The organism is Bradyrhizobium sp. Ken64 (assembly GCF_055807555.1).
The window spans coordinates 1-23,386 of record NZ_JBVVPA010000040.1 but is presented as its reverse complement, the minus strand read 5'-3'; the positions used below and the strand labels follow the sequence as shown (position 1 = coordinate 23,386).

The following is a 23,386-nucleotide window of genomic DNA, read 5'->3' as shown; positions in this document are numbered from 1 at the left end:
ATGGGATTCCCCAAAATGCAAAGAAGCTACAGATTCGGCGCTCAGCCCGCGCTTTGTGGCCGCCAGCTCAGTTGCGGATTCCGCCAGTCGATGCCTTCTAGCATGTAAGCCATCTGGGCCGCCGAGATCGACACCGCACCGTCCGACGCCGAGGGCCAGATGAACTTGCCACGGTCCAGGCGCTTGGCATACAGCGACATGCCCAACCCGTCATGCCAAAGAATCTTCACCAGATCACCGCGGCGGCCCCGGAAGATGTAGAGATCGCCGGCATGAGGATCGCGCTTCAAGCTCTCCTGAACCGTGAGAGCCAAGCTTTGCATGCCGCGACGCATGTCGGTGTGGCCAGTGGCGATCCAGACCCTGACGCCGCTTGGGATCGGGATCATCGTCGTTTCAAAACTTCAAGAACCCGCTGCAGCGTCTCGGTGTCTACGTCCCGGTCAACGCGCACGCGACAGCCGCCGCCAAACTCGATCTCGATGATTCCAGTCCTTGCGCGCTGCGCCGGCGGGGAAGAGGCCGGTGGCGCGTCACTCGAGATCGGAGACGCCACCGGCGTGATCTCGACGGGAACGAGAGCTGGCACGGAATCTCCGCCCAGCCGACCCTGGCGCGCTTGTCGACGCCACGTGAACAGCAGGCTGTGAGCCATCCCGTGCCGGCGCGCGACGCCGCAGACTGTCTCACCAGCCTGCAAGGTCTCTTCGACAAGGCGGACCTTCTCGTCGTAACTCCATCGCCGCCGACGTTCGGCGCCCAACACATTGACCTGCATTCGCCACGTGACCTTAAAGCTAGACTTAAGGTCAAATCCTCGGGCCGCCTCCCAAACTAAACAAGGCGGCCGCCGCCGGAGGGATACATAATATGAGGAGTTTGCGCAATATATTCGATCCAGCCCGGGGATCCTCATGACGGCTCAGACAAGCTGCCGCACGAAGATGTCGAACGTGGTGACACATGAAGAAACCAGTTTGACATAGACCAACAAGCGCCTTACTGGCCGCGATCATCAATTGTTGTTTGCATCGCCCGGTGATTGATCTCACTCGAAGGGTCGAATGAAGTCAGACGTGCGGCACTCGCCAGTACCGAGGCGAATGCCCATATAGCCCAACACGTGGTCAGCATTGGTGATCTCAGACTTGCTATGGCGGCTCATGGCCGCTCGCAAGTGTTGCAATCTTTGTTGCTGAGCTCAATTGCGGACTGATGGTAATCTAACTTCTCAACCTTAACGCGGGCGACTGCAGGCAATGCTGCACTCGAATTCGCACCACCTGGCTGATCCTCCATTTGATGGCGCGTGAAACAAAACCAGCAGGTTGGCCGTCACCTCCCGCGAAGCTGTCTGCCGGCGGCGCGAGATGCGGGAGACGACTGGCAGCCAGAGCGATGTTCAGTAGTTGATGGATGTCTGCGCGAAAATGCCCTCGGCACGTTTGTCGCCTGCCAGCCTGAAACGGTATTGCAGCGTCAATTCCCAATATGAGGGGGGCGCAACATATCTGGTCTCACCGAACCAGTACCGGATCGAGCCGCCGACGCCGGCCGAGTAGGCGTCATGAACCGCGAACGAATCATCATAGCTGGCCGCGATCACAGCGTGCGGAAAGAGCACGAGATTCCTGCTGACAGGATCCAGCCGGAAGCTGTGACCAAACCGCCCTTCGAACAGTCCGACCAGCTGCGTTTTCTCAAAGAAGCGGTCGACTTCCGTGTAGATGTACCAGGTCGGCCAGTGCGTATCGATCGCCCGCAAGTCAGTGCCGACCGTATAGGAATAGGCTCCCCTGAGGAGCGTATCATTGCGGGCCGCGTCACCCAGCCTGAACAGCCTGTCGACCTCGAGGACAAGATTGTGCTCCGAGAACGGCTTCCACCGCGCGCCGGCCATGCCTTGTGTGGTGGGCAGTCCGGTCGGCCCGCCCGCCTGGTCATAAAGCGTCTCGAACACGCGGCCGAAGACTTCGAACAGGGCGCCGTTGCGGTTTCCGAACGCTTCGGGACGGTAGTAGAGCTCGGATCCGAATTGCGATGTATAGCTGCTTCCCGGCGAGTTAATCGTCAGGAAGGGATTGGGAGCCGATCCAACCTTGCCGTAGGAGATTGAGCTGTTGATACCCCACGTCCGTGTGAGATCGGCGACCGTTCGCCGGGTCTCGAACAGCTTCTGGTCATCGATGTTGACGCGCCCATCGGCTTTCGCGTCGATGCCTTCCTTGAGATACGCAACAGCTTTCGGATTTTGAAACTGCCGCATGGCCGTGTAGCCGGCATCGATGGTCGCACGTGGCGGAAGCGCGCCGCTGGCTTTCGCGCGATCGAACAGCTCCAGGGCCACTTCGTCATTGCCGACGGCAACCCCGATGTAGGCCAGGTCCGCTTCCCTGATCGAGCCAAGTTGGCCGCGAGCAATAGCCGCATCAAAGATCGCGCCTGCTTCGGGCTTCCGGCCCAGCTCCAGGAGAGTATTGATCTCGGCCTGGATGGCACCATCTCGCTGGGCGTTGCTGGTCGATAACCGCTCCGCAGACTTGAAGTCGCGCAAGGCTTCTTCCTTGTGTCCCAGGCTTTGGTTCGCGTAAGCGCGCCGGATCGTGAATTCATAGTCGAGGCCAGTGCGCGGAATAGCCCGGATCGCCCGTTGGGGTTCCCTGGCCTTGAGCGCGGTGTCGACCAGCGCGAGACGGACATTCCGGACTTGCTCGACTGGAAGCCCTCGCGCCAGCGAGGTTTCCCAATCTGCCATCGCACCCCTGTCCTTGCCGATGCGGACACGCGCGAAGCCCCGTTGGGCATAGATCTCGGCGGTCGCCAAACCTTCCGCGATCGCACTGCTCGCGGTGGCTTCCGCCTCAGCCGGCCGACCAGCACTGAGCTGCAGGTTGATCAGTAGCAAGCGCGTGCTGGCGATCTCGGGCATGCCCGCGACCGCTTTCCTGGCTTCCTCGATGGCCACCCCGTAATTCCTTGCCCGGCTGGCTTCATAGGCTCGTCCTGCCGCCTCGATGCCTTCGGCCTTCCTGTCGATCGGAGTGGCGATACTCTGAACGTAGGGCGCTTGCAGACTGCATACGGAGCCGTACGGCGTGTCGCGGCAATCCTGCACTGGCATGGGCAAGAGTTTGCCGTCGCCTTTCAGCGTCGCCTTGCCTTCGGCAACCGCATCAGCGTCGCCGACGCGTGTAACAACCAGCGGATCCGTTTTTGGATACGGCTGAAGCAGGGTTTGAACTGCGCGGTAGTCACCGGACGCAAGTGCTGCATCGGCCGCAATCAGCCGAATCTGCTTTTTCTCAGCGTCGGTGAGGTCGGGAAGGGCGAGTGCCGCGTTCAGGTCGGCCAGGGCGAGGGTCCGGTTCCCAAGCCTCTGGTAGATGTAGGCCCGCCAGACGACCGGCACGTAATTGCCCGGATCGAGCCTGATCGCCTCCGATGCGGTTTCGGCAGCCGCCGAAAGGCTGTTGTCAGCGAGCTGGGCTGCGAGCAAGAGCAGGCGGTAGGACATCACGTCCGGCCCGTACTCCACGGCCCGGCGGGCGGCGCGAATGGCGGCTTTCGTATCGCCGCGTTCCAGCGCCTTGTAGCCCTCGCCAGCCGGTTGCTGCGCGAGGCGCTGGCGAATGCTGGACTGCCGGGACTGCAGTTCCTGGTTGGCGGAAAAGGTTGAAAGCGCCGCCGCTGTCGCCTGCTCGGCTGCTGCGAGATCTCCCGCGGCGAGAATTGAGTCAATCAGCAGCAATCGCAGGCGAAGGATATCGGGACGCAAGTTCACCGATGTTGCAGCCTCGTTTGCTGCCGCTTGATAGTTGCCCTGTTCAAACGCCTTATAGGCCGCTTCGGCAGAGGTGTAGGCTTCCCCTTCGAGCGGACGATCCGGATCAGCCCTTTGGGCCGCTACCGGGCAGGCCAGGACAAGCGAAAGCACCAGGCCGCCGATGGCAGCCTGCACCTTACGTCGTCCTGGACGTTCTGCGCGCCGGATAATCATAGCCCCCACAGGCATGTGAAACCGAGGAGACCAGACTAGCTGAGCTACGGATTTGGCGGAACCGGAATCCGGCGAACGATTGCAGCAACGCCTTCAAAATTCATGCTTTTTCCGGGCGTGTTGCTGAATTGCTGCTGTATTTCTTCAGCAATTTCAGGCACCAAATTACACGTCAGACAAAATTAAGCTTTTCATCGATTTGACAAGGCATCACTAACCCTGGCTCGCCAGTCATTGGGGCTGGAAATACTTTGCGGTGCCCATTCGCCAAGGGCGTCAGGGCCGTTCTGTATCTGTGCTTCGTTGAGCTGCCAGACCAGATATCTGATTGGCGCGGCCGTGAATTCAGGGGACCGGAGATATTGCAGGAGCGTAGCCCAGGGGCCCACGTCTCCGGGATTCCACTTCAGGGCGACCGGCCGGTCGATCCTGTTGGAAAGACGCTGCGGAAAACCGAAGTAGGGCTGCACGAAACTGTTGCCGACCACGGCGACCGGAGATGGGTCCGGGTCGAGCAGTCCGGCGGCCGGCGCAGCGGTCGCCCGTATGACATAGACATCCGGCCCGATGGCCCGCTTCCGGTCCGGAGGCAGGAAGTTGGCCGCCAGGTCGCCAAGATGCCGATCGCTCATCCATTCGCCCAACCGGGTTCCGCCGCCGGGCTTCCCCGGCAAAGGCGCCCCGGCGGCGATTACACCAGCGACAAGATCCGCTGTCGCTTCGGCAGCGAACGTCGTCCAATGAAAATCGGTGCGGTAAAATACTTCCTTGCCATCGGCCGTGACTGTCTTGAAGGCATCCCGGAGGTCGGGCGCATTGACTCCAGCAGCACGGAGTCCGGTGAGCTCCCGGTCATAGCGCCCGCGAACGGCTTCGGACATCGTTGATCCGTCGGGTAGCAAGCTCTCATAAAATCGCGGCTTGAGCGGGACAATTGCCACAATCAATTTGACGTTTTTCTGGGCCAGCAGGCGTTCGACGTCTGAAATAAGCTGGATGGACATGCGCTCTGCGTCAGGGCGGGTCAGGGTGAGGCTCTCCCAACCGGCAAAGAGCCAGTTGGACTTCCCCTCGATGACAGCGTCGTGTGCCACTGCAGACGACGCGAGTGCAAGCCACGCGGTTGCAACAGCCACCATTAACCTTGTCGGGCGCGGGTTCACTTGTTCACCTGATCTAGCGCATGAACTTCTTCTCGCCCTCACTAAGAGGGACGACGAGGGATCGCATAGGCCACTCCCATATCACCACCTTGTTCTTGTCCAGGCTGCCAGCTCTTTTCTCGATGGTTTCAAGCAGCGCGCCGGCGAAGCCGCCGCCGGGCTGGCTGACCTGGGCCACTTCTCTGGTGAGAGCAGCCTGAAGATACTCGAAGAATCCCGAGTTCAACGAAAACGAAGATCCAGCCAGAATGATTGACGGTTCGGCTGCGTCGTCGAGCAGTCCGCGCGCGTGCGAAATCTCGGCTTTGACCTCCTGCTCCTGCTCGGGAGCGGGGGCCAGCGCACGTGGCGCATGGGTCAGCCCGGATTGTCTTAACAAATCACCCGTACGCTCGCGTAGTGGCCCCTCGATCAGTTTGACTGCGTCTTGTCCGGGAGCGAGCGTGCCAGAAACGGCCTGCCTGATCCGCTCGACGGCAAAGCGTGCGCCAGCCTGATCCCAATGCGTATCGGTCCTCCAATAGCCAGGTCTCGGCCAGGTGTCGCGGAGATCGACGACAAACGCGCCGTCGACGCGTGCCAGTTCACTCCAGAATCGGTCTCGCAAGCGTGATTGTACAGCCGTGATGCCGCAGAGCTTGTCTTCCACCTGGTCTGCCTTGTCCGGTACAGGGACAATAACGAGTCGCGCGCCCGACTGTTTGATTGCCCGGACCAGCCGTTGCAGCATCTCCGCGCGGAGAGCCATCCTTTCGCGATCATTGCGTTCGGCCCGCACTTCTTCGATGCTGTAGAGCCAATCACCGCACCCGGCGCGGACCTGTGGCCCGGCGTCGCCCAGTAACCGATACTCCAGCCCTGTCACCAGGCCGTCCAGCGTGACGCTTCGCGGCACCGCTCCAAAGATTGCTTTGTCGATTTTCTGCGCGAAGCCGCCGTAAGCCAAATCGTTTACTGTCGTCGTTTTCAACACCTGGCCGAGTGCTTCGTGACCTCTGGTCAGCACGGCGACGAGGCCCGAGAAGATCACTGCGAGTACGAGCAAAGGCCGGATCATCCCGCGTCCCTCAGAACTGGAAATACAGGAAGGGAATCACGGTACGGCTTTGCATCGTCCATAACGCGCAGAGCCATAGGAAGAGCGCCAGTTCAAACGGTGGACGATCGATGTAACGTCGCAGCGGGTATTCAGGCATTGCCGGGGCGTACACTACGAAGAGGCTCACCCCGAGCGTGAGCAGTTCGACAGGTCTTGCCGCCGCGGTCATTGGTGATGAAAGGGACAGCCCGTTAAGCCCCAGCAGTGCCGTCATCATTGTCTGGACAACGTGCCAGTCCTGGGCCCGAAATAGCAGCCAACCGATCATCACAAAAATCAAGGTCAGAAAGTGGGCGGCTACTGAAGGGATCGCCGGTCCGCCAGCTGCACGCCACAGCCGTGCCACCATCAATCCAACTCCATGCCAAATGCCCCAGACCAGAAATGTCCAGCTCGCTCCGTGCCAGAGCCCGCCGAGCGCCATGGTCAGCAAGAGGTTGAAATAGGAGCGAGCCTTGCCAGCGCGGTTTCCGCCAAGGGGTATGTAAATGTAGTCGCGGAGCCAGCTTGACAGGCTGATATGCCAGCGGCGCCAGAACTCGGTGATGGATCTGCTCAGATAGGGATTGTCAAAATTCTCCGGGAATTTCAGACCGACCATCAGTCCGAGCCCGATGGCCATGCTACTGTAACCGGCAAAATCAAAATACAGGTGCAGCGTGTAGGCTGCGGCCGTCAAGGCCACATCGGCCGTGCTCGGGTTTGGGAGCGCATACCCGGCGTCGACAAGTGGTGCGAGCGTATCCCCGAGCAGCACCTTTTGTGCAAAGCCGAGCATGAAACGGCGCCAGCCTTCCGTGAATTCCGCGAGGTCGAAGGAGCGTGACGACAGCCGTTCCGCGACGGACTGATAGCGGACCACAGGACCTGCGACCAGGTGGCCAAACATGGCCTGGTAGGTTGCGTAATTCACGAAGCTGGTCTCGGCGGCGACCGTCTTCCTGAAGACGTCAACTGAGTAGGATATCGCGCCAAACACGAAGAATGAGAGGCCGATTGGCAAAGGAATCGCAGTCCAATGTCCCGCTGAAGCACCAAGGGCCAGCGCGCTTTCAGCGAGAAGGTTGGCGTATTTGAACCAGATCAGACTCGCAATAGGCGCAAGGATAGCAGCGAGCAGGGCAAATTGGCGCTCGCCGCCATCGCTTCTGACGATCCAAAGGCCCGTCGCCCACGACCAGCAGGCAATCGCAACGAGGAGAGGCAGAAAATCGAATCGCCACCAGCCGTAAAAGATCAAGCTGAACACGAGGATCGTGAAGTTACGGAATCTTGCAGGGGCGATCGCATAGGCGAGCAAAAACAGAGGCAAAAAAACAAAAATGAAGGAATCGCTGACAAACACCATCGAGGCGTGGCCTAGCGCTCTCGATAGGCTTCGATCTCATCCAGTTGTCCGGTGAGACGAAGCCGCCCGGAGCCCTTGCGAAGAAATAGGCTATAGTAATCGCCGGTGCGGAGTTGGGGAAGCGTCAGGAGCGCGTTGCCTTCGCCGCAGGACCCTTCGAGTTTGGCGATCACAGGGTTGATCGTTCTGGACCGGACGGAGGCGAACGAAGTTTGTTCAAAGATCGTTGGGCCGTCCGCAATTTTCAGCATCGCTGTGCACCCGGGTACGAGATTGAAAAAGCGCAGCCTGGCTTTCAGGCCGTCGCTGGAGCTTTGCGCCTCGTCAATCGACTGCAGGGTCCAGTCCGAGTTGGTCTTCGAGATCACGAGGGTGAGATACCTCTCGGCGCCTGGCACTATATCTTTCGAAACCGCAGAGCCGTCGATGGAGAGGTTTAGCGGCTGATTGCCCGGAACGGCGCGGTAGGAGCTCGCCCCCGTAGCCTCGCTCATCAGCAAATCCAGGAAGTCGACCTGAATCCGAGGGACATGTCCGTCGGACGCCATGACAATTCTGACGAAGGCATATCCCGGCGGGGGTCTCGTCGCATACAACCGACCGATCTCCTGCCCAGGACTTTGACCGGGCCGGACGATCGAGAGTGCCAGGAGCAGCACGGCAAAGCCGAACAGCCTCCGAGAAAGGCGATCACAGGGAAGAAGAGGTGCCATCTTTGAATTCAGGGCCTGGTTGAACAACGCGCCGGCTGCTTAACAGCCAGCCATGAGAACGAGCATCCGGCCAATACCTCTGGTCGCATGGGAAACAGATTTTAGCAAAGCGTTACCGACGGTCCCGGCGCACACGGCCAGCACTCGGTTGCGATCCTGCCATCCTGACCAGCCGGGCCGAATGTGGCAGATACATCGCAGCCAGGATCCCGCGGACAGCAAATCCTCTGGAGATGGCTCTGTAGCCTTGTCCTGTGAATGAGAGGCCATTAAGACTATTCATCCCTGTTTAACATGAATCGGACGGGTCAGAGGGCCATACAATGCTGAAACTGGCTGGAGCGGTCACCGGTCTCTCGATGATGCTGGCGGGAGGCGTATCGGCCTCGCCGCTTGTTGTCCAGGCCAGCGCAGCTCAGGCCGACGGTGCGCTTGAGCAGGTGAAGGTGATCTGTGACGAAAGCGGCCGCTGTCACCGTCCGCCGGTCCGCCGGCCCGTGGCGCGCTGGGTCTATGGCGATGGCAATTTTTACGGTCCTTACGACGGCCCGGGCCATTATGGCAATCCGAGGCTTCGCTACCGGGTGTTTCCTTACTTCTGGTGGTAACACGCTGGATGGTCGTACGACGACATAAACACTGCTCTGGTGGTCCGTTTGGGGGGTACCCGTTGGCTTGCCGGGAATGACTGTCTTTCCTCAGTCAACGGATAGCGTGTGCGCGACCGGATCGGCGCTTCTTGCCCGCAACTGCGCTTACGTCCCGGCCTGCAACAAAAGTGCTCCTTCGCCGCGGCTGCCGGACGTACGCAGCCTGCTCGGCCACGCGACCACCAGCAAGGCGTTTTTCAACATGCGCGCGAGCACCGCGAACTGTGCTCTCTACCCGAAAATCGGCGGCTCGGAAGGGCGAGGTTACCTGGTCCGAACCGCATGATCACGGCCGGTGGCCGCACCATTGACAAGACGTGAAGCTCAACGTCAGAAACAGGTAATCACCTCGTTGTCACCGTGTCTTCAGGCCATTCGATAGGGGGACAGTACAGTCCCCGACTTTCGATCTCACGACGCAATTCCTCTGCACGCTCTTTCGCCGGGCCGCCGAGCAGCCGAATGCCTGACCGGGCATCCGCACGCACCTCGTCGCGGATGCTCTCGTATAAGCGGAAGATGAAATGGTCCGAGAGATTTTCGAAGGGCATCTGCGCACCAATCGCTGCAAAAGTGGGGTGGGTCGCCAGACGGGGGCGAAAGTCTGGCGGCCCTGCCAGACTACCAATCCGTGGTCTTTGGCATCAACTCAGACCCACCCTGTCCAGCGCGGCCAAGCGTTAGAGAAGCGCGCGCCCGGTCTCAAGGCGAACTTCGGATTAACCTCACTTCTCAAGGTTAAATGTCTGCCTGGACTGTGCTTCTCAGCCCTGGTCGCGATTTCACAGCCTGCTGCGGCTCAACCAGATCCGGCGCATTCGCGGCGGTTGCAGGCTATCGACATGAAAGCGTCCATCAAGCGGCTGAAGGAGCTGGCTGGCTTTGCCGGCCGGCTCACCGACGGGGAAGAACGCGACGATCTCGCGGTCAAGGGGCAGCGCCGGGATTTGCCGCGCTGACCGACAGCACGCCGCGCCGAGGCGGATGTCACCCGCCTGCGCCGAGTGAGCGTGTCATCGGTTGGATGATCGCGAGCAGTGCCGGCCCAAACGGTGCTCGACCCGGGAGAGCGGCTCCTTCGGGTCGGGCAGGGCTTTCGAGGAGGCCACCTGGAGGCCGCCGGCCCCGGGGGCGAAACTTGGGGTTTGCGCGGGGCCGGCGGTCTTTTGGGCGGGACTGGGGGTCACGCCCCGAGAAGCCTAGCCGACCCTTGCGGGCCTTTAAAGTGCGACCTTGGATGCAGGACATGACCTCTCGGCCGAGGCCCTGGATGGACTGTCAGCGGCAACAGCGGCGGGCATGTGCTCGTCCGCGGCCATGCTGGCAGGGGCGTCGCGTGGCTGTCGGCGGCGAGCCGGGTCTCGCCAACTTGAGGCCGCGCAGAACAAGATCATCCGAGATCCTCGCCGATAAGTCTGGTGAGGTTTTCTCTTTCTCGTGGCACGCAACTTCGGTCTGCGGGCCCTTTTGCAGGTCCTGATAGAAACAGCCATTGTGGATGCATACAGATGCAGGTGCCGTGCCCAAAATGCAGAGTGATCGTCGCCATTGGCGCCACCAAATGGTTCTTTGACGGAGGCGAATGCAGGGAGCTTCGCGGGACCGCTGCGGGCCGGGCTGAACAGTATGAAAAGTGTCCCGCCCTGATAGAAGCGGTGTCGAAGGCAGGGAAGAATGCCGGTAGCTAACTGAAAGCCATTGATCATCTCACCGAAAAGCAGAACAGGTTCAAGCGGCCTCTGGCACCATTTGGAGGGCGCGATGAATCTGATTGTACTCGAGCCTGGTCGGCTGTAGGGGTCACGATGAAGGCGCGATATCATGTGAGCTCGGCGCGGATGTTGTGGTGGCGGATCGACGAGCTCCGTCTCCAACGTATGGCAGAAGAAACCGGGCGGGCTGGATCCAGGAGGAAATCGATCAGCAACGCAAACTGAATTGAGGTCTCCGCACCGGGCGCCACAATCCACCGGAGGATCAATGCTGGTTGCTCGATCGGGTCAGACAATCGCAAGCTGGGCGGAATCCAGCACGCGCATCAGCACCTCTTCAACCAAAAGACCGGCCCGAGGCGGTCTCGAGGTCAGCGGTGAGGAGGCTGGAGATCAGACTGCACGCAAGCCGACGTTGATACGCCTGTGGCCAAGCCAGTGGCTGCTGAAAGATCAATTAAAGAGCTTCTTTGATTGCTATTGACGGCCACCAAAAAATGCGAATAATCTATTATATATTTAACTTTGGGGTATTTATTGGTTCGCTGCGAGTAACCAGTTGGAGCTATCTAATGGGCCGGGCAGGAGTGCAAATGTCTCATTTGCGACGCCTCCAGGCGGCGCTCGAGAACATTGCGGCTGATCTTGACGAGATCGAGGGACGTTCCCACGCGTGGCTGCGCTACATCGCCCAGGATCTGAGCGAACCAGGTTCGGCTCGCAGCCTCGAATCGTTCGTTTCCAACTTCGAAATTGCGGTAAGAGGCCGATTGCTCAATTGAGCAATTGAATACAGGAATTATGCGGCGGGGCGGTGCGTCGCTCGCGCTTCGGCATGCCGCGCAAGACAGTACTTTTCAGGCAGGGCGAGGGTGCCTCCTGTTTTGGTTGATCCAAGCGAGGCGAAAGCGGCGCGGAAGATCTGGGCATCTCAGTGGACGCTCGCGCCTGTCACGCAGTCGTTCTTGAGCCATAAAAGAATCAGCGGTCTGCGGCCGCATGTCATTCCAGGCCATTCTAATGGACCTACCCGATCTCAAAAGTCGGCTTGGTCTTTTGGACTGGGATCAGGAAAGGTTGTCTGGGTGCTCAGTCAATGGGCAAGGACCTCGACGCCCGCGGTACGCGCAATGTCGCCACGCCAACTAGGCGGGCTTGGTCACAAAACCGGCGCGGTCGCTGAATGGCAAGCAGTGTCCCAGGCTCCATCAAGAAGAATGCCCGCGCTTGCGAATCGAAAAGGCCAGGATCGCAAGCCCAGACTTGCAGTAGCAAGAGATCTCATCTGCTCCACTGTTTGCTTTCAAGGACTGGCATGTGCCAGCAAGGCGGCAACGTTGGGGTCAACACCGGAGCAGTTCAACCTTAGTGGCGTTTATCGCAGCGACCTGCATCGTATAGCCTCGTGCGCAATTGACATGCATGATTACTCTCATAAGTTGGCCCGATGCCGAGCTATTCGACTGCCGCAGCACTTGTCTTCCTGTTTTCCTTCGCGCCATGTTTTGCTCAATCCCGTCAGGAGGAGGGGATTTTGAGCTCCTCATCCGACGACGGACCGATGCCTTTTATCGACCTGCTGGCGTCGATGTCAGGGCATTGCAAGACGTTGACGGTCGCCGGCCGCAGCTTCAACTGCAAGACCATTGCTTACGCTCATGGGGACAAGGGCCGGGTGAATTTTGCAGTCGCCGTCGACGATCCCGACGATGAGAATCACGTGGTGTCGTTCTCCGGCGAGAACGGCAAGCGGGCCGACGACAATTCCTATGAGCTGCCGATCGACCGCATGCTGCTCAATTCCAGGGACCGCCCCAAGGTCGATGGCCTGCCGGTACCCAGTAAACAGGCCTCAACGGGCGTCTGCCGCCAAACCGGCAATTTCGCGGCAAGGAAGGTGACCGACGTCACCTGCTCTGCCACCGACAGCGAGGGCCGCCGCTACGAACTGCTGTTCGTTTCTGACGGCACGCCCGTAAGCGTGCGTCGTATCAGGCAGTCGGCGCCGTCAATCCAGGATCCGTTCAAGTGAGAGCTGCGAGTGTGGACACAGGAATCACAACGCAGATAAAAAGATCGCCTGTTCTGCTTGCGGTGTAGGGGTCCTCAAACCACGTCGGGCGCGCCCAGATGGTCGCCGGGCGGGAGAAAGCCTGGGTAACAGTCCGCCTCAGGTCTGGTGGCGTCGCAGCGGCTGGACTTTCCTGAACAGCCGTGTGTCGGCATCGCTCTCGTTGATCAGAACGGGTCGGTTCGGCCTTGCGGTAATGCTGATCACGCAATCCGGCCCTCGGCTGCACGGCTTGCCGTCCGAAAATCTCTTCATCGGCCATCGAGAGCGACGACAGGCTCGACACCTATCTGTCCAGGCCAAGGTGCTTCCGTTCTTCCTTTTGATCCCGGCTTCGCCGTTCAGGGCTCTTGAGAGTGGCCGGCACCGCTCCGGCAGCTCGGCGGTAGCTTTAACCTTCGACCAAGTTCCATATTCCTTTCCCGGAGTAACGGCCGCATAGTTTACTGGTTTTCAGCTCGAGATTTTCCGATGAGGTCTCTGCCATGTCCCAAGGCGTCGAAGATCTGCAGATGTTGCGTCTCATCAGGGCTTTTCAAAAGATCACTGATCAGGACTCTCGGCGCATGGTGGTGATGTTCGTCGAGGAGCAGCTTGACAAGCAACTGGCGCGAACGCGACAAAAGCTCGGGCGGACCGAGCACTAGCGCGAGATCAAACCATTTTCCTCGTGCGGCGTGATGGTGCTACGGGCTGAAGATCGCCGGTCGGACGCAGTCCGATCAGATCGGGCCGGCGCACTTGCCGAGAGCGCGCTCACGGAGATTGCCCTACAAGATGTTTCACACCAGCAACCCGCCGCTCACGAGGCTGCACGACCGGTCCGGGCTGGATTATCTCGGCGTCCTTACAGTGCTCCAGCTCAACGAGCGCAGGCCTGTCTTGCAAGGGCGCAGTCGAGGGCGAGCCTTGGCGCGGCATCCGAGGCGGTCTCCATGAAACAGGAGACCACCAGACCGCAATCGCGGGGACGCGGGACCGACGCCCAAAGGAAACTGTAAGGCAGTGATTCGCGGCAAGCCGCATGGACGTGGTGCGGGCAAAGTTCTCCTATACGCGCATCTGCCGTGGCTTGACGAACAGTGAGCGTCCGCTTGCGCAAAGCGCGGGTCTTGGAAGGCTCGCTCCGCGTCATCAGTTGAGCGGAAGGCTCGCGGACGGCGAGCGAAAGGACCGACACACCAACCGTTCAGAGAATTCCGTCGCTCAGAACAATCGCGGCCCAATGACAGCTGGCCGGAACTTGCTCTCCAGAGCGAGACCATCACGGCCCCGGCAACTGGATATCGCATGCAGGCCATCGCCGGAATGAAGCCTGCACCATCGAGGTGTTAGATAGAAGGCATTTTGATGCTTATACCGCGAGCAAGCGGGTGCCTTGGATGCTCATGAGCGTGAGATTTCCAGTTGCATACGCCCCTGTATCGATGTTGGCCCGGTTGGCACGTAACTCGGCGCTGCGCACCGGAGTATGACCGTGCACGATATACTTGCTGAAGTGCTCGTCGCTCTTCAAGAACTCGTCGCGAATCGACAGCAAGTCGTCTTCGTGCTGTTCGGACAGGGGCAGACCGGGTCGAATGCCGGCGTGTACGAAGAAGAAGTCTCCGCAGGTAAAGGACAGTCTCAAATTGCGCAAGAACTCGACGTGACGACGCGGAATAGCTCGGGCAAGCTCCCGCAGCAGGTTGGTCGGGTCTCCCCTCAAATCCGCCGATGAAACTCCATAAGAGGCGAGCGTCTGTGCTCCGCCAATCCGAAGCCAGTCGTTCAGAAGATGGGGCTCACGCAGGACCCTGACCAGGAATGACTCGTGGTTCCCCTTCAAAAAAACGGTGTTATTTCGCCGGCTGCGTTCAATTAAGATATCCAGGGTCGATCGTGTGTCGGGGCCACGATCGATATAGTCGCCCATGAACACCTCAATCGCGTGTGAAGGCCGACTATGAGCCAGATCGGCATCGATCACGCGCAGCATCGGCATCAACAAATGCGCACAGCCGTGGATATCGGACATTGCATAAACCCGAACCCCCTCCGGCAGCTGGGGTTTCGGCTTCGAAAGGCGTGATCGGAAGAAAGGAAGCATTCTGAAGCTGGCGCTTGAAACCTGTTGGTCGATCAAGGTAGTTCGTGAGACATCGTTGGAAGTTACCAGGTACAAAGTCAAACGGGGCTTTCGTGCTGAAGAACCGAGCTGACGAATACGACAGCTTTGTGTGCGGAATTGACGAGACATCAGAACGCGTCGATCTGGTCATGACTATATTTTATTCGTACGTTTAAGGAGCGCAGCGCGGTATCTGCGGCTGATAGAGAAATCCGGACCTGGAAGCCGGACTCAACGCGCCTCATTCCAAAACAGAGCAACCCTGCTGGTTGAGCGATTTCGTTCTTCCCGTGCTGATTTGAAAAGGGATGAGGACTCTGCCTTGGCTCATATAACCAGGGTGTGACGCCGTCATGTTGTCAATGCCACGAGCAGATTAAAATACACGCATCGCGGGAACACTATCCAAATTCAGAGCCCAGCTCTGCGATGCAAGAAAAACGCGTGCGGTGCCACATTGTCGCTGCGATCTGTTAACACCCTGTGTCGCGAACACCGCAAATCATCTGCGTTGCGATGAGTGCACGAGCGCTCGGCACTTAGGGGTATCGAATGGTTGTTGCAACTTACGGCTCTGATGACGGTCATTCGCTTTCTGCCGCGCGCGGGACCGCACTTCAAAGACCATTCCAGGTTTTCGTCATCGCCGCTGATCTCTTGCTGATCTTGATCTGCTACGCAGCGGCATCCCGGTTTTACAGCGCAGCGACAGCCTCAGTCCCGGAAGGCACCTCGGTTGGCGCGGGCCTTATTGTGGGCGTGCTGTTTATTTCAATCGCCTACTTTCAGGGCGTGTACGACACACATCGCTTGCTGAAACTCGCCTGGCAGTTGCGCAAAGCCATCGTCATCTGGGTGGCATCCTTGATGATACTGGCCGTTTCGGCGTTCCTGCTGAAGTCCACTGACAATCTGTCGCGAGGCACGGTCATCATTTTCGCCGGTGCCGGCGGTGTCGGACTGATGAGCCTTCGGTTCGTCTGGCAAGTGGCCCTGGGATCGAGCTTTGCAAAAGGACGTCTGGTCGATCGCAAGGTCGTTCTGCTCAGTCTGAAGCCGCTCGACTTCACTTCGAACCGCTTCAAGGATTTGAGGAAGAACGGATTTGATGTCGTTCGTCATTTTGTCATCGGTGCGGATGGCGAAGAGGGGTGGGAAAGACTGATCCGCGACGTCATTCGGCAGTCGCGGGCGGCTGACGTTGATGAGTATCTGCTGGCGATTGACTGGAACGAACTGCCGCTGTTGCAAAAGATTGGACAGCATCTGCGGGCGGTCTCGCAGCCAGTTCGGCTGTTACCGGACAACTCGATTGCTGATCTGGTCTCGCGTCCGTTCCTTCCGGTCAGCGGGACCGTGGCAATCGAGCTCCAGCGCCCTCCACTGACCATATTCGAGCGGTTGCAAAAACGCAGCCTCGATGTGGGCCTGGCGTCGTTCGGCCTGATTGCATTGGCGCCGTTGTTGATGACGATCTCGGTTCTGATCAAGCTCGACTCGAGCGGAAACGTGCTCTTCCGGCAAATGCGCCGCGGATGTAACGGCAAGCCGTTCCAGATTTTGAAGTTCCGGACCATGACGGTTGCCGAGAACGGCGATACGGTTGCGCAGGCGACGAAGGGCGATACGCGCGTAACCAGGTTGGGGCGGTTCCTTCGTATGACAAGTATGGACGAGTTGCCCCAACTCTGGAATGTGCTGCGGGGTGACATGTCGCTCGTCGGCCCACGCCCGCACGCGTTGGCGCACGACAACTACTATGACGAGCTGATCCGCAATTACATCTATCGCCATCACATGAAACCTGGCTTGACGGGCTGGGCCCAAGTCAATGGTTTCCGTGGCGAGACGCCGACGATCGACCTGATGGAGAAGCGGGTGGATTACGACGTCTGGTACGTCAGCAATTGGAGTATCTGGCTCGATCTGAAGATCATGGCGCGCACCGCCGCGGCCGTCATGTTCCAAGAAGCCTATTGAGGGGGAGCGCATGTCCGGACCAGCGCGCAGCTGACTCCTTTTCCGGCTCTGGACTTAGCGGCCCCGCCATCGTCCGAAGACCCGCACGAGCTCGTTGCGGAGGGCTATGAGCGGGGGGACCAGCATGAAAAATGCGCCCATCGCGATCGAGATCACTACGTGACGGAGTGAGAGCGGTTCGTCATGATCAAGTTGGGCAGTGCTCTTCTCGATCCGGGCGGGCAACAACGCTGTCCCGGAGGGGGGCCCCAGTTTGCGCGGCGGAACCATGATCAACACAAAGAGAATATTGATCAGTAACCACATGCTCAAAAGAACGAGGGCGGTCAACATCGAACTCACCGAAAAAACAGCCTATACAACGCCACGCAAGCTCCAGGCAACCCCGAAGAAAAGAGTGCCTGAAATTTGTGCGACCAGGTTGAGCAGATCAGTTTGGCCTAAACTCAGCGTTTCCTGTCAGAGAGCCCGCGACAACAGAAATTTGCCAACGCTGCGAGCGCGTACCGCCAACAGCTAGGTACGCCAATCAAGGTCGTTTGTGGATTCCGGACGATTACGGAAGATCCACCCGGCCGCTATGGTAGATGCGCTTTGGTAAAGAGAGAGCGTGTAATTGACACGCTGAGGCCCGGTTCCCATTCCCGATTGAGGCGAAATCGTTCTATCCCGACGCTGATGATCGGTTCCGCTGCGCACCCGGTTGTGGAGGCTCGTGGAAAGGCTTCGGCCCCTCAAGCAGGCTCGACGTAGTAACTGTCGCGGTGCTTGCCTTTGTAGGCTTCGATGCGCTTGAGCATCTTGGGGTCTGCCCGATTGAGCACAGTTCCCAGGAGTTTCTTTTGCAGGACTTCCGAACCGGAAATCGACTCCTGAAGTGCGCTCCGCGTCGTCTTTCCCCACTCGATCACATAGACCATGGCATCCATCAGGAAGCTGACTGCCTTGGAGTCCGCGACCGGCATGACCGGTGCGAGATCGATAACGATATATTCGTAATGGCTGCGCAACGCAGCGAGGAGATCCGCCATCGCTTTAGACGCAACGATGTCGGCGGAGTTGACCATGCGTGATGCAAAAATAGCAGGCAGAAAATCGAGACCCGTTTCCTTGCTCCGCTGCACCTGGTACTCGAATGAACCTGGATCGCTAAGCGCCTCTACCAGGCCCGACCTGGCATCGGGAGCGAGCTCACGCGTCAAGGAGCGGGTGTGAAGGTCTCCGTCGATCAGCAGCGTGCGGTGCCCTGTTAGCGCGATCAGATGAGCAAAATTCGCCGCAACCGTCGTCTTCCCTTCCTTTGGCAATGACGAGACGATACCGATGACCTTAACGTCTCGGGTCAATCGCGCGACATCCACCGATACCTTGATGTTGCGTAAAGTTTCTGCGAAGCGCGAGAATGGATGATCGAGGACGTATCGGGAAACCGGAGGCGGCCCGATCGCCCCGGTCGATGCGGGGACCTTCCGTGCAGCGCGGATTTCCGGAAGAATACCGAGGCACTTTACGCCAAGCTCGTCTTCAACTTCGCCTGGAGTCCGGAGAACGTCATTGAGAAGTTCGCGCGCAAATGCGGCGCCAAAACCAAGGCAAAGTCCTCCGACCAGACCTCCAACAAGCGCCAGAACCGTTTTCGGAGAGCTCTTCTTGTTGGGCTTTGCGGCAGTACTGATCAGGCGTGCCTCGCTAATCGGAAAGCTTTGATTTTGCGTGGCGCTCTGAAGCTTCTCGAGGAAGTTGTTATAGAGATTACGGTAGGTGTCGGCAGCACTCTCCAGGTCGCGCAGCTTCACCCCTGCCTGGCCGGTATGGCCGGCCTGTGCGACGAGGTCCTTCATGTTGCGCTCAAGCGACGCTTCCCGGCTCTTGGCAATCTCGTAATCACTGCGATAGGCGTCGCCGATACGACGAACTTCGTCTGAAATGGCCTTGCGCACCTCGTCCATCTTGTTCCCGAGGTTGACCGTAGCCTGATGGGTTTTCCCGTAGCGCCGCGACCAATCTGCATATTGACTCTGCAGATCAAGATATTGTGCTCGAAGGCGTGTGATGACGGTGTTGTTGAGCGCATCGCTTACTGTAGATTGCGCGAGGTCCTGGTCTGAGATCGTGTCTATTCGATCGAGGCGAGCCTTGGCCTCCGCAGTTGCTGCTCGGGCCTGGACAAGTTGCGTATTCAGATCCGAGAGCTGCTGCTCGGACATCAAGCCGCGGCTCGTTCCGACGATGTTATTTTCCGCCTTGAACGACTGAACCGCCCGGTCGCTGGCGGAGGCTTGCTGGCTCAGCTCGGCGCTGCGCTGTTGCAACCACTCGGTCGCGCGCTTGGTCGATTGATATTTCGCCTCCAGAGCCCCCACGATGTAGGTGTCCGCGATTGCATTGGCGATTCTGACGGCCTGGTCCGGGCTTTCCGACCGGTAGCTGAGCGAAAGGACATAAGTCGTCAGCACTCGCTCGACCCGGAGATTTTTTTGGATCAGCTCGACTGCGGCGTGTTCGATGCGTTCCTGCGACGGAGGCTCGCTGGAGTCGAACATCGACATAATTTTGCCGACAGCGGTGCCGAGGAGGCCTGGCTTGGAGCCCCTGAACTCAGGATCATCTGTCAGATGAAGACGGCGAACCACGGACAGGATGAGGTCGTCCGAGTTGATTACCTCGACCTGGCTGTCAACGTAGCCCGTGTCAATCAGAGCGGTGCTGTTTCCGCTGTCCTTGTCGAGCACCTGGGTCTGGCGGGTGTCCATCAGGATCCGCGCATTCGCCGTGTACATCGGCTTTGCCATCACCAGATATATCAGCACGAGCAGGAGGGAAAGTCCGACGGCTCCGGCGATCAACGGCCACTGCCGGCGCAGGACATCGGCAACGCGGTCGAAGCTGAGGACGGCCCCGCCAAATTCGATTCCGAACCGGTGCCCGGAATGGAATTGCTCTCTCGGTTGATACATAGGTAAATTCACTGCCTTGCTGCTGACGATTATCGCGGTATCGGAAGGGGCTTGAAAGGATCGGCTAATTTCGTCTTCCACTCTCCCTCCAGCAGGCCAGCGCCACGGCTGGGCTGCTTGCCGTCCCGACGTTGTGCGGGAGACTGCACGGCAGCTTCGTCCTCTCCGGCGGCCGAGTATCCGGCGATTACGGTGAGGTCTGCGACCCGCTGCACAAATTCCCTGATCTTGCGCGCGGCATCACGTTTGGTCGACGTGCATCTCGCTTCGGCCAGGCGAAGCGCCGCGCCTATCGCCGTCCGATCGGACGAGGTCGCCTCCGTAATCAGCGTCTCCACGGAGGGCAGAACGGCCGGATCCGTGGCAACGTAGGACGCGAGCAGAAACTTCAGCTTTTCCTTGTTGTTGCGAAGCCGCTCGAGCACGGAGGAGGGGGCTTTGGTGAATGCATCGAGGTCAGCGCGAGGCGCGCGGTCGGAGGATTCGACGCATTGGGCATGGACTGGGCAGACCGTGGTTCCAGTCAGCGCCACGCCTGTCAAGATCACTGCTAATGCTTTCCAATCCGCGCCGGATCTGGTGCGGAGCTTCCCAGAGTTCACGCTCATCCACGTCTTTCGTCTGCTGGCCAGAACGACGAACTTCGCAGACAACTGTGTCATTTTTTGTGCGCTGCAAGATTCACATGTATGTGCAGTAATGTTCCCGCGCAGATTGTTCAACCAGAAGGAATGTGGGCGGCGTGCCTTCGGGATGTGCAAGCTCGCGCCCCGATGTTCATGAACCGGTCACACGTTGCCTGCTGCCTTTGCAAACGGCGCTGAGGGTCTGCGCAACGTGTCGCGTATCATCGGGCAACGTTCCAAACTCAGTGTGGCCATACAAGCGACAAAATATCTCCACGCCGGCTCCGTATCGCAACGACGCCGCCATTTCGCAAAGCTTCGCCAGGTATCGCGAACGTTTGCTGATGTGGGTCACCACAAGAGTTGTGAGCGATGACATTACTGCAAGCGGTCATGCATCGGCGAGCAACTGGCTTCGCTGCGATTGAACGCGTGCGCGAAGTGGTTCACGCTGCTGCAGTACAGGATGAATGGGAATGTCGACGTGATGCAGTCAGGTCATCGAGAGAAGCCGCATGTCCTGCCACTCGACAGTATCCGGGGTATCGCCGCCACCTCCGTCGTGATCCATCATCTTCTTTTGATGCCGACCTTTCTCGCGGCGTTCCCGCATAATGCATGGATAAACTGGTCGTTCTTCAGAAGCGCCTGGCTGCTGGTCGATCTGTTTTTCGTTCTGAGCGGTATCGTGATGTCGCTAAGCTATGTCGACGGAGACTTCGGCCGTTTCTCACTTCGGGATTTCTTGGTGAGGCGTCTCGCGCGCGTGTACCCGCTTCATATCGTCATGTTGCTGGCGAATCTTCTCTTCCGGCTGCTGCGCATCGGGCTGGTCACGGCAGGTGTCGTTGCGGCAACGCCGGCGGCATTTGAGGTGAACAACACCTATTCGTTCATTCTGAATCTCTTTCTCCTTCACTCCATGGGATTCATCGACTACCTCAGCTGGAATGCGCCAAGCTGGAGCATCAGCGTTGAATTTTACACCTACGTGATTTTTGGACTGGTGCTGCTGCTCGCGCAGCGTTTCGGTTCGTCAATCTCTTTTTATGTGACATCGGCGCTGATCGCCGCCAGCAGTTTGGTTTTCATCATTGTTGTGCTCGAGAAGCCAAGTCTTGGGCTTCAGACCGACTTCGGAATTCTGCGCTGCTTTACAAGCTTCTTTCTTGGAGCTCTTGCCGTAAGAATCGTCAAGGACGTGCCGCGCACGGTGTCTCCGTTTCTTCAGGGCGCACTCCAGCTCGCCGCCATGTTCGCAAGCGTCGTGCTGGTGTCGATGGTGGAAGCGTATCCCGCAGCGAGCTTCCTGGCACCGATCGTGTTTGCATTCTTCCTTGGTAGCCTGCTGGCGTTTCCGAATGCGAAGCTGATTCCTCGAATGCTGGTGGCCCGGCCGCTGGTATGGATGGGGCGTCGGTCCTATTCGATTTACATGGTGCATGCGCTGATCGTACTTCTCGCAGAATATTTCGTACGGGCGCTCGGGCATCGCAATATTGCTGCGCTTGATTCGATCCTGCCTGGGCTGCCCGCCACGGCGAATCTCGTCGTGTCTCTGGCCGCGGTGCTGGTTGTGTCGCACTTTACGTATCTCTACGTCGAGATCGGTGGGGGAAAGCTATTGCGGAGCGTGTTTGGAGGCCAGGGGCGGTTCACGACATCACCAGAGCCCTCGGCTCGTCCATCAAATTGAGCGCAAACATGCTTGCCATAGTGCGCCCTCGACTGACGATCATCAGCCTGAATATCGAAGCGCTCGCGCTCGGCGTTTATCTTGTTCGTGACGCGTTTGGCGGCGTGATGCGCTACTACACCAGCATTCTCCATCTGGATGCGCTCTGGTATGTCCCGGACGCGATTGCGATGCTGTGCCTGGTACAGTTCATCGCCTATTGCATCATCCGCAATCGCAGCATCATGGCGACGCTGGTACTGGTGCAGATCATGCTGTCCCTGGTGCTAGGCTATATCATGCTCGGCACGGCCAACGCCGCCCTGTCTGCGTTCAAGATGATGTTGCCGGTTTTCGTCGGATTTTGCTTTTGCGATACGAATCTTGGCTCTTACCGGAAACTGCTGTCGGTCATCGCCGCGACCTTCTACCTCTCGATCGTTGGCGTTTTGCTGACGAAGTTTTACGTGATGCCGTGGGTCGGGTTCAAATATGAATCGTTTGGCGCGGTCCGGGAGGCGGGGCGGCTATGGTGGGCTTACGGCGGGGATGATCAGCGGCTGATGGGTTTTGCCGCCGACAACACAATGGCCGCATTCTTTATTCTGGCATCATTCGCGATTACGTCGATCCGCAAGAGTACGCGCTGGTGCCTCGCTTTTGGCGCGCTTGCCATCTATGTCACCCGGCTGACCACGAGCAAGACGACACTGATCGTTCTTGTGCTCTATCTCCTGCTGCTCTTGATCGTGCGAATGCTGCCGGAAAAGTCGCGTTTCGTGGCCATTCGCAGCATCGCGCTGTGGTCGTTCGCTGCTATTCCGCTGCCGTTCTTCATGATCTGGGCTGCGTCGGGGACCGTGCCTATCCCGCATTCGACGATGTTCAGCATTCTCGACCGGATTAACAACAGTTGGCAACTTCCGTTCGTCTATCTCGGCCAGCTGATGCCAATCGGTGTGATCACCGGGTGTGGCGCCGGCTGCTTCAATTATCCACAGAAGCTGTTTTCGCCGCTCGCCGCGTATTGGGTGCCGGTCGATAATTTCTACATCGGGACGTACCTGATGTTTGGCCTTCCCTTCGCTGTGTTCATGGTCATGGTGTTCCGTGCAACCTTCGCGGTGACCGATATCTACAAGCTGACGCTCCTCTTTGTCGTCAACATGTTCACCATCACAGTTCTGAACTACGGCCCTGCATCCGGCCTACTTCTGATCTCTCTGAGTTTCAGCGGAGTTTTCACCCGAAAAGCGGCGGTACAACCGCTGATCGTTCCAACGAG

Annotated in this window: 20 protein-coding genes; 8 read left to right on the top strand and 12 right to left on the bottom strand. The window is 58.7% G+C overall.

Annotation, left to right across the window (positions count from 1 at the left end; all coding sequences use genetic code 11):
- Window positions 1-41: 41 nt before the first annotated feature.
- The 7 genes from tnpB to AC0L2F_RS33945 all read right to left on the bottom strand — a co-directional run bounded on the left by tnpB (window position 42) and on the right by AC0L2F_RS33945 (window position 8,320).
- Window positions 42-389, bottom strand: coding sequence for an IS66 family insertion sequence element accessory protein TnpB (tnpB, locus tag AC0L2F_RS33975; protein ID WP_275167826.1), 348 nt, complete (start codon window positions 387-389; stop codon window positions 42-44).
- Window positions 386-778 carry an IS66-like element accessory protein TnpA gene (gene tnpA / locus AC0L2F_RS33970; protein ID WP_473251321.1) on the bottom strand — a complete coding sequence of 131 codons (393 nt, stop codon included), beginning with the start codon at window positions 776-778 and terminating at the stop codon, window positions 386-388. Before tnpA ends, tnpB begins: the two co-directional genes overlap by 4 nt.
- A gap of 624 nt (window positions 779-1,402) precedes the next feature.
- Complete coding sequence (locus tag AC0L2F_RS33965; protein WP_473251320.1) at window positions 1,403-3,958, bottom strand: NfrA family protein; 2,556 nt, start codon at window positions 3,956-3,958, stop codon at window positions 1,403-1,405.
- Between the two features lie 230 nt (window positions 3,959-4,188).
- Window positions 4,189-5,136, bottom strand: coding sequence for an alginate O-acetyltransferase AlgX-related protein (locus AC0L2F_RS33960; RefSeq protein ID WP_063993583.1), 948 nt, complete (start codon window positions 5,134-5,136; stop codon window positions 4,189-4,191).
- Window positions 5,137-5,173: 37 nt separating this feature from the next.
- Window positions 5,174-6,217: an alginate O-acetyltransferase AlgX-related protein gene (locus AC0L2F_RS33955; protein WP_063993582.1), complete on the bottom strand. Its 1,044-nt coding sequence runs from the start codon at window positions 6,215-6,217 to the stop codon at window positions 5,174-5,176.
- 10 nt (window positions 6,218-6,227) lie between these two features.
- On the bottom strand, window positions 6,228-7,607 hold the full coding sequence (locus tag AC0L2F_RS33950) for an MBOAT family O-acyltransferase (RefSeq protein ID WP_063993581.1): 1,380 nt from the start codon (window positions 7,605-7,607) through the stop codon (window positions 6,228-6,230).
- An 11-nt stretch (window positions 7,608-7,618) separates the two neighbouring features.
- Window positions 7,619-8,320, bottom strand: a complete 702-nt coding sequence (locus AC0L2F_RS33945) for a hypothetical protein (RefSeq protein WP_473251319.1) — start codon at window positions 8,318-8,320, stop codon at window positions 7,619-7,621.
- 323 nt (window positions 8,321-8,643) lie between these two features.
- Between AC0L2F_RS33945 and AC0L2F_RS33940 the strand changes: the two genes are divergently transcribed.
- The 4 genes from AC0L2F_RS33940 (at window position 8,644) to AC0L2F_RS33925 (ending at window position 12,714) form a co-directional block, all read left to right on the top strand.
- Entirely contained in the window at window positions 8,644-8,928 is a 285-nt protein-coding gene (locus tag AC0L2F_RS33940; RefSeq protein ID WP_063993579.1) for a hypothetical protein, read from the top strand.
- Window positions 8,929-9,494: 566 nt separating this feature from the next.
- A complete protein-coding gene (locus AC0L2F_RS33935) occupies window positions 9,495-9,929 on the top strand; it encodes a hypothetical protein (protein ID WP_156526805.1) in 435 nt (144 codons plus the stop codon).
- A gap of 1,223 nt (window positions 9,930-11,152) precedes the next feature.
- Window positions 11,153-11,464 (top strand): hypothetical protein, encoded by a 312-nt coding sequence (locus AC0L2F_RS33930; RefSeq protein WP_473251318.1) that lies wholly within the window; start codon window positions 11,153-11,155, stop codon window positions 11,462-11,464.
- Between the two features lie 665 nt (window positions 11,465-12,129).
- Window positions 12,130-12,714, top strand: coding sequence for a hypothetical protein (locus tag AC0L2F_RS33925; protein ID WP_063993577.1), 585 nt, complete (start codon window positions 12,130-12,132; stop codon window positions 12,712-12,714).
- Window positions 12,715-12,852: 138 nt separating this feature from the next.
- Here AC0L2F_RS33925 and AC0L2F_RS33920 read toward each other — a convergent pair whose 3' ends face one another.
- The gene (locus tag AC0L2F_RS33920) at window positions 12,853-13,008 is read right to left on the bottom strand and encodes a hypothetical protein (RefSeq protein ID WP_473251317.1); all 156 of its coding nucleotides are present in this window, start codon (window positions 13,006-13,008) and stop codon (window positions 12,853-12,855) included.
- Between the two features lie 230 nt (window positions 13,009-13,238).
- Here AC0L2F_RS33920 and AC0L2F_RS33915 point away from each other — a divergent pair, with 230 nt between their 5' ends.
- Window positions 13,239-13,400, top strand: a complete 162-nt coding sequence (locus AC0L2F_RS33915) for a hypothetical protein (RefSeq protein WP_167552249.1) — start codon at window positions 13,239-13,241, stop codon at window positions 13,398-13,400.
- A gap of 707 nt (window positions 13,401-14,107) precedes the next feature.
- Here the strand turns inward: AC0L2F_RS33915 and AC0L2F_RS33910 are convergent.
- On the bottom strand, window positions 14,108-14,842 hold the full coding sequence (locus tag AC0L2F_RS33910; RefSeq protein ID WP_063996653.1) for a metallophosphoesterase: 735 nt from the start codon (window positions 14,840-14,842) through the stop codon (window positions 14,108-14,110).
- 573 nt (window positions 14,843-15,415) lie between these two features.
- On the opposite strand from AC0L2F_RS33910, the gene AC0L2F_RS33905 reads away from it, so the two are divergent.
- Window positions 15,416-16,843, top strand: coding sequence for an undecaprenyl-phosphate glucose phosphotransferase (locus AC0L2F_RS33905; protein ID WP_063993576.1), 1,428 nt, complete (start codon window positions 15,416-15,418; stop codon window positions 16,841-16,843).
- 54 nt (window positions 16,844-16,897) lie between these two features.
- Here AC0L2F_RS33905 and AC0L2F_RS33900 read toward each other — a convergent pair whose 3' ends face one another.
- The 3 genes from AC0L2F_RS33900 to AC0L2F_RS33890 all read right to left on the bottom strand — a co-directional run bounded on the left by AC0L2F_RS33900 (window position 16,898) and on the right by AC0L2F_RS33890 (window position 20,408).
- Window positions 16,898-17,176, bottom strand: coding sequence for a hypothetical protein (locus AC0L2F_RS33900; protein ID WP_063993575.1), 279 nt, complete (start codon window positions 17,174-17,176; stop codon window positions 16,898-16,900).
- Window positions 17,177-17,577: 401 nt separating this feature from the next.
- Window positions 17,578-19,800 (bottom strand): GNVR domain-containing protein, encoded by a 2,223-nt coding sequence (locus AC0L2F_RS33895; RefSeq protein ID WP_063993574.1) that lies wholly within the window; start codon window positions 19,798-19,800, stop codon window positions 17,578-17,580.
- Between the two features lie 29 nt (window positions 19,801-19,829).
- Window positions 19,830-20,408, bottom strand: coding sequence for a hypothetical protein (locus tag AC0L2F_RS33890; protein WP_245313446.1), 579 nt, complete (start codon window positions 20,406-20,408; stop codon window positions 19,830-19,832).
- A 484-nt stretch (window positions 20,409-20,892) separates the two neighbouring features.
- Here AC0L2F_RS33890 and AC0L2F_RS33885 point away from each other — a divergent pair, with 484 nt between their 5' ends.
- A complete protein-coding gene (locus AC0L2F_RS33885) occupies window positions 20,893-22,122 on the top strand; it encodes an acyltransferase family protein (protein WP_179950124.1) in 1,230 nt (409 codons plus the stop codon).
- 8 nt (window positions 22,123-22,130) lie between these two features.
- Window positions 22,131-23,386, top strand: a 1,256-nt coding sequence (locus AC0L2F_RS33880; protein ID WP_473251316.1) for a hypothetical protein, incomplete at its 3' end; no start/stop codon positions are given.

Coding starts and splice junctions, on each gene's coding strand:
- AC0L2F_RS33920 (WP_473251317.1), bottom strand. CDS start 13,008: ATGAAGAGATTTTCGGACGGCAAGCCGTGCAGCCGAGGGCCGGATTGC.
- AC0L2F_RS33935 (WP_156526805.1), top strand. CDS start 9,495: ATGGTCCGAGAGATTTTCGAAGGGCATCTGCGCACCAATCGCTGCAAA.
- AC0L2F_RS33915 (WP_167552249.1), top strand. CDS start 13,239: ATGTCCCAAGGCGTCGAAGATCTGCAGATGTTGCGTCTCATCAGGGCT.
- AC0L2F_RS33895 (WP_063993574.1), bottom strand. CDS start 19,800: ATGTATCAACCGAGAGAGCAATTCCATTCCGGGCACCGGTTCGGAATC.
- AC0L2F_RS33900 (WP_063993575.1), bottom strand. CDS start 17,176: ATGTTGACCGCCCTCGTTCTTTTGAGCATGTGGTTACTGATCAATATT.
- AC0L2F_RS33945 (WP_473251319.1), bottom strand. CDS start 8,320: ATGGCACCTCTTCTTCCCTGTGATCGCCTTTCTCGGAGGCTGTTCGGC.
- AC0L2F_RS33910 (WP_063996653.1), bottom strand. CDS start 14,842: ATGCTTCCTTTCTTCCGATCACGCCTTTCGAAGCCGAAACCCCAGCTG.
- AC0L2F_RS33925 (WP_063993577.1), top strand. CDS start 12,130: ATGCCGAGCTATTCGACTGCCGCAGCACTTGTCTTCCTGTTTTCCTTC.
- tnpA (WP_473251321.1), bottom strand. CDS start 778: ATGCAGGTCAATGTGTTGGGCGCCGAACGTCGGCGGCGATGGAGTTAC.
- AC0L2F_RS33905 (WP_063993576.1), top strand. CDS start 15,416: ATGGTTGTTGCAACTTACGGCTCTGATGACGGTCATTCGCTTTCTGCC.
- AC0L2F_RS33940 (WP_063993579.1), top strand. CDS start 8,644: ATGCTGAAACTGGCTGGAGCGGTCACCGGTCTCTCGATGATGCTGGCG.
- AC0L2F_RS33950 (WP_063993581.1), bottom strand. CDS start 7,607: ATGGTGTTTGTCAGCGATTCCTTCATTTTTGTTTTTTTGCCTCTGTTT.
- AC0L2F_RS33955 (WP_063993582.1), bottom strand. CDS start 6,217: ATGATCCGGCCTTTGCTCGTACTCGCAGTGATCTTCTCGGGCCTCGTC.
- AC0L2F_RS33890 (WP_245313446.1), bottom strand. CDS start 20,408: ATGAGCGTGAACTCTGGGAAGCTCCGCACCAGATCCGGCGCGGATTGG.
- AC0L2F_RS33960 (WP_063993583.1), bottom strand. CDS start 5,136: ATGGTGGCTGTTGCAACCGCGTGGCTTGCACTCGCGTCGTCTGCAGTG.
- tnpB (WP_275167826.1), bottom strand. CDS start 389: ATGATCCCGATCCCAAGCGGCGTCAGGGTCTGGATCGCCACTGGCCAC.
- AC0L2F_RS33885 (WP_179950124.1), top strand. CDS start 20,893: ATGAATGGGAATGTCGACGTGATGCAGTCAGGTCATCGAGAGAAGCCG.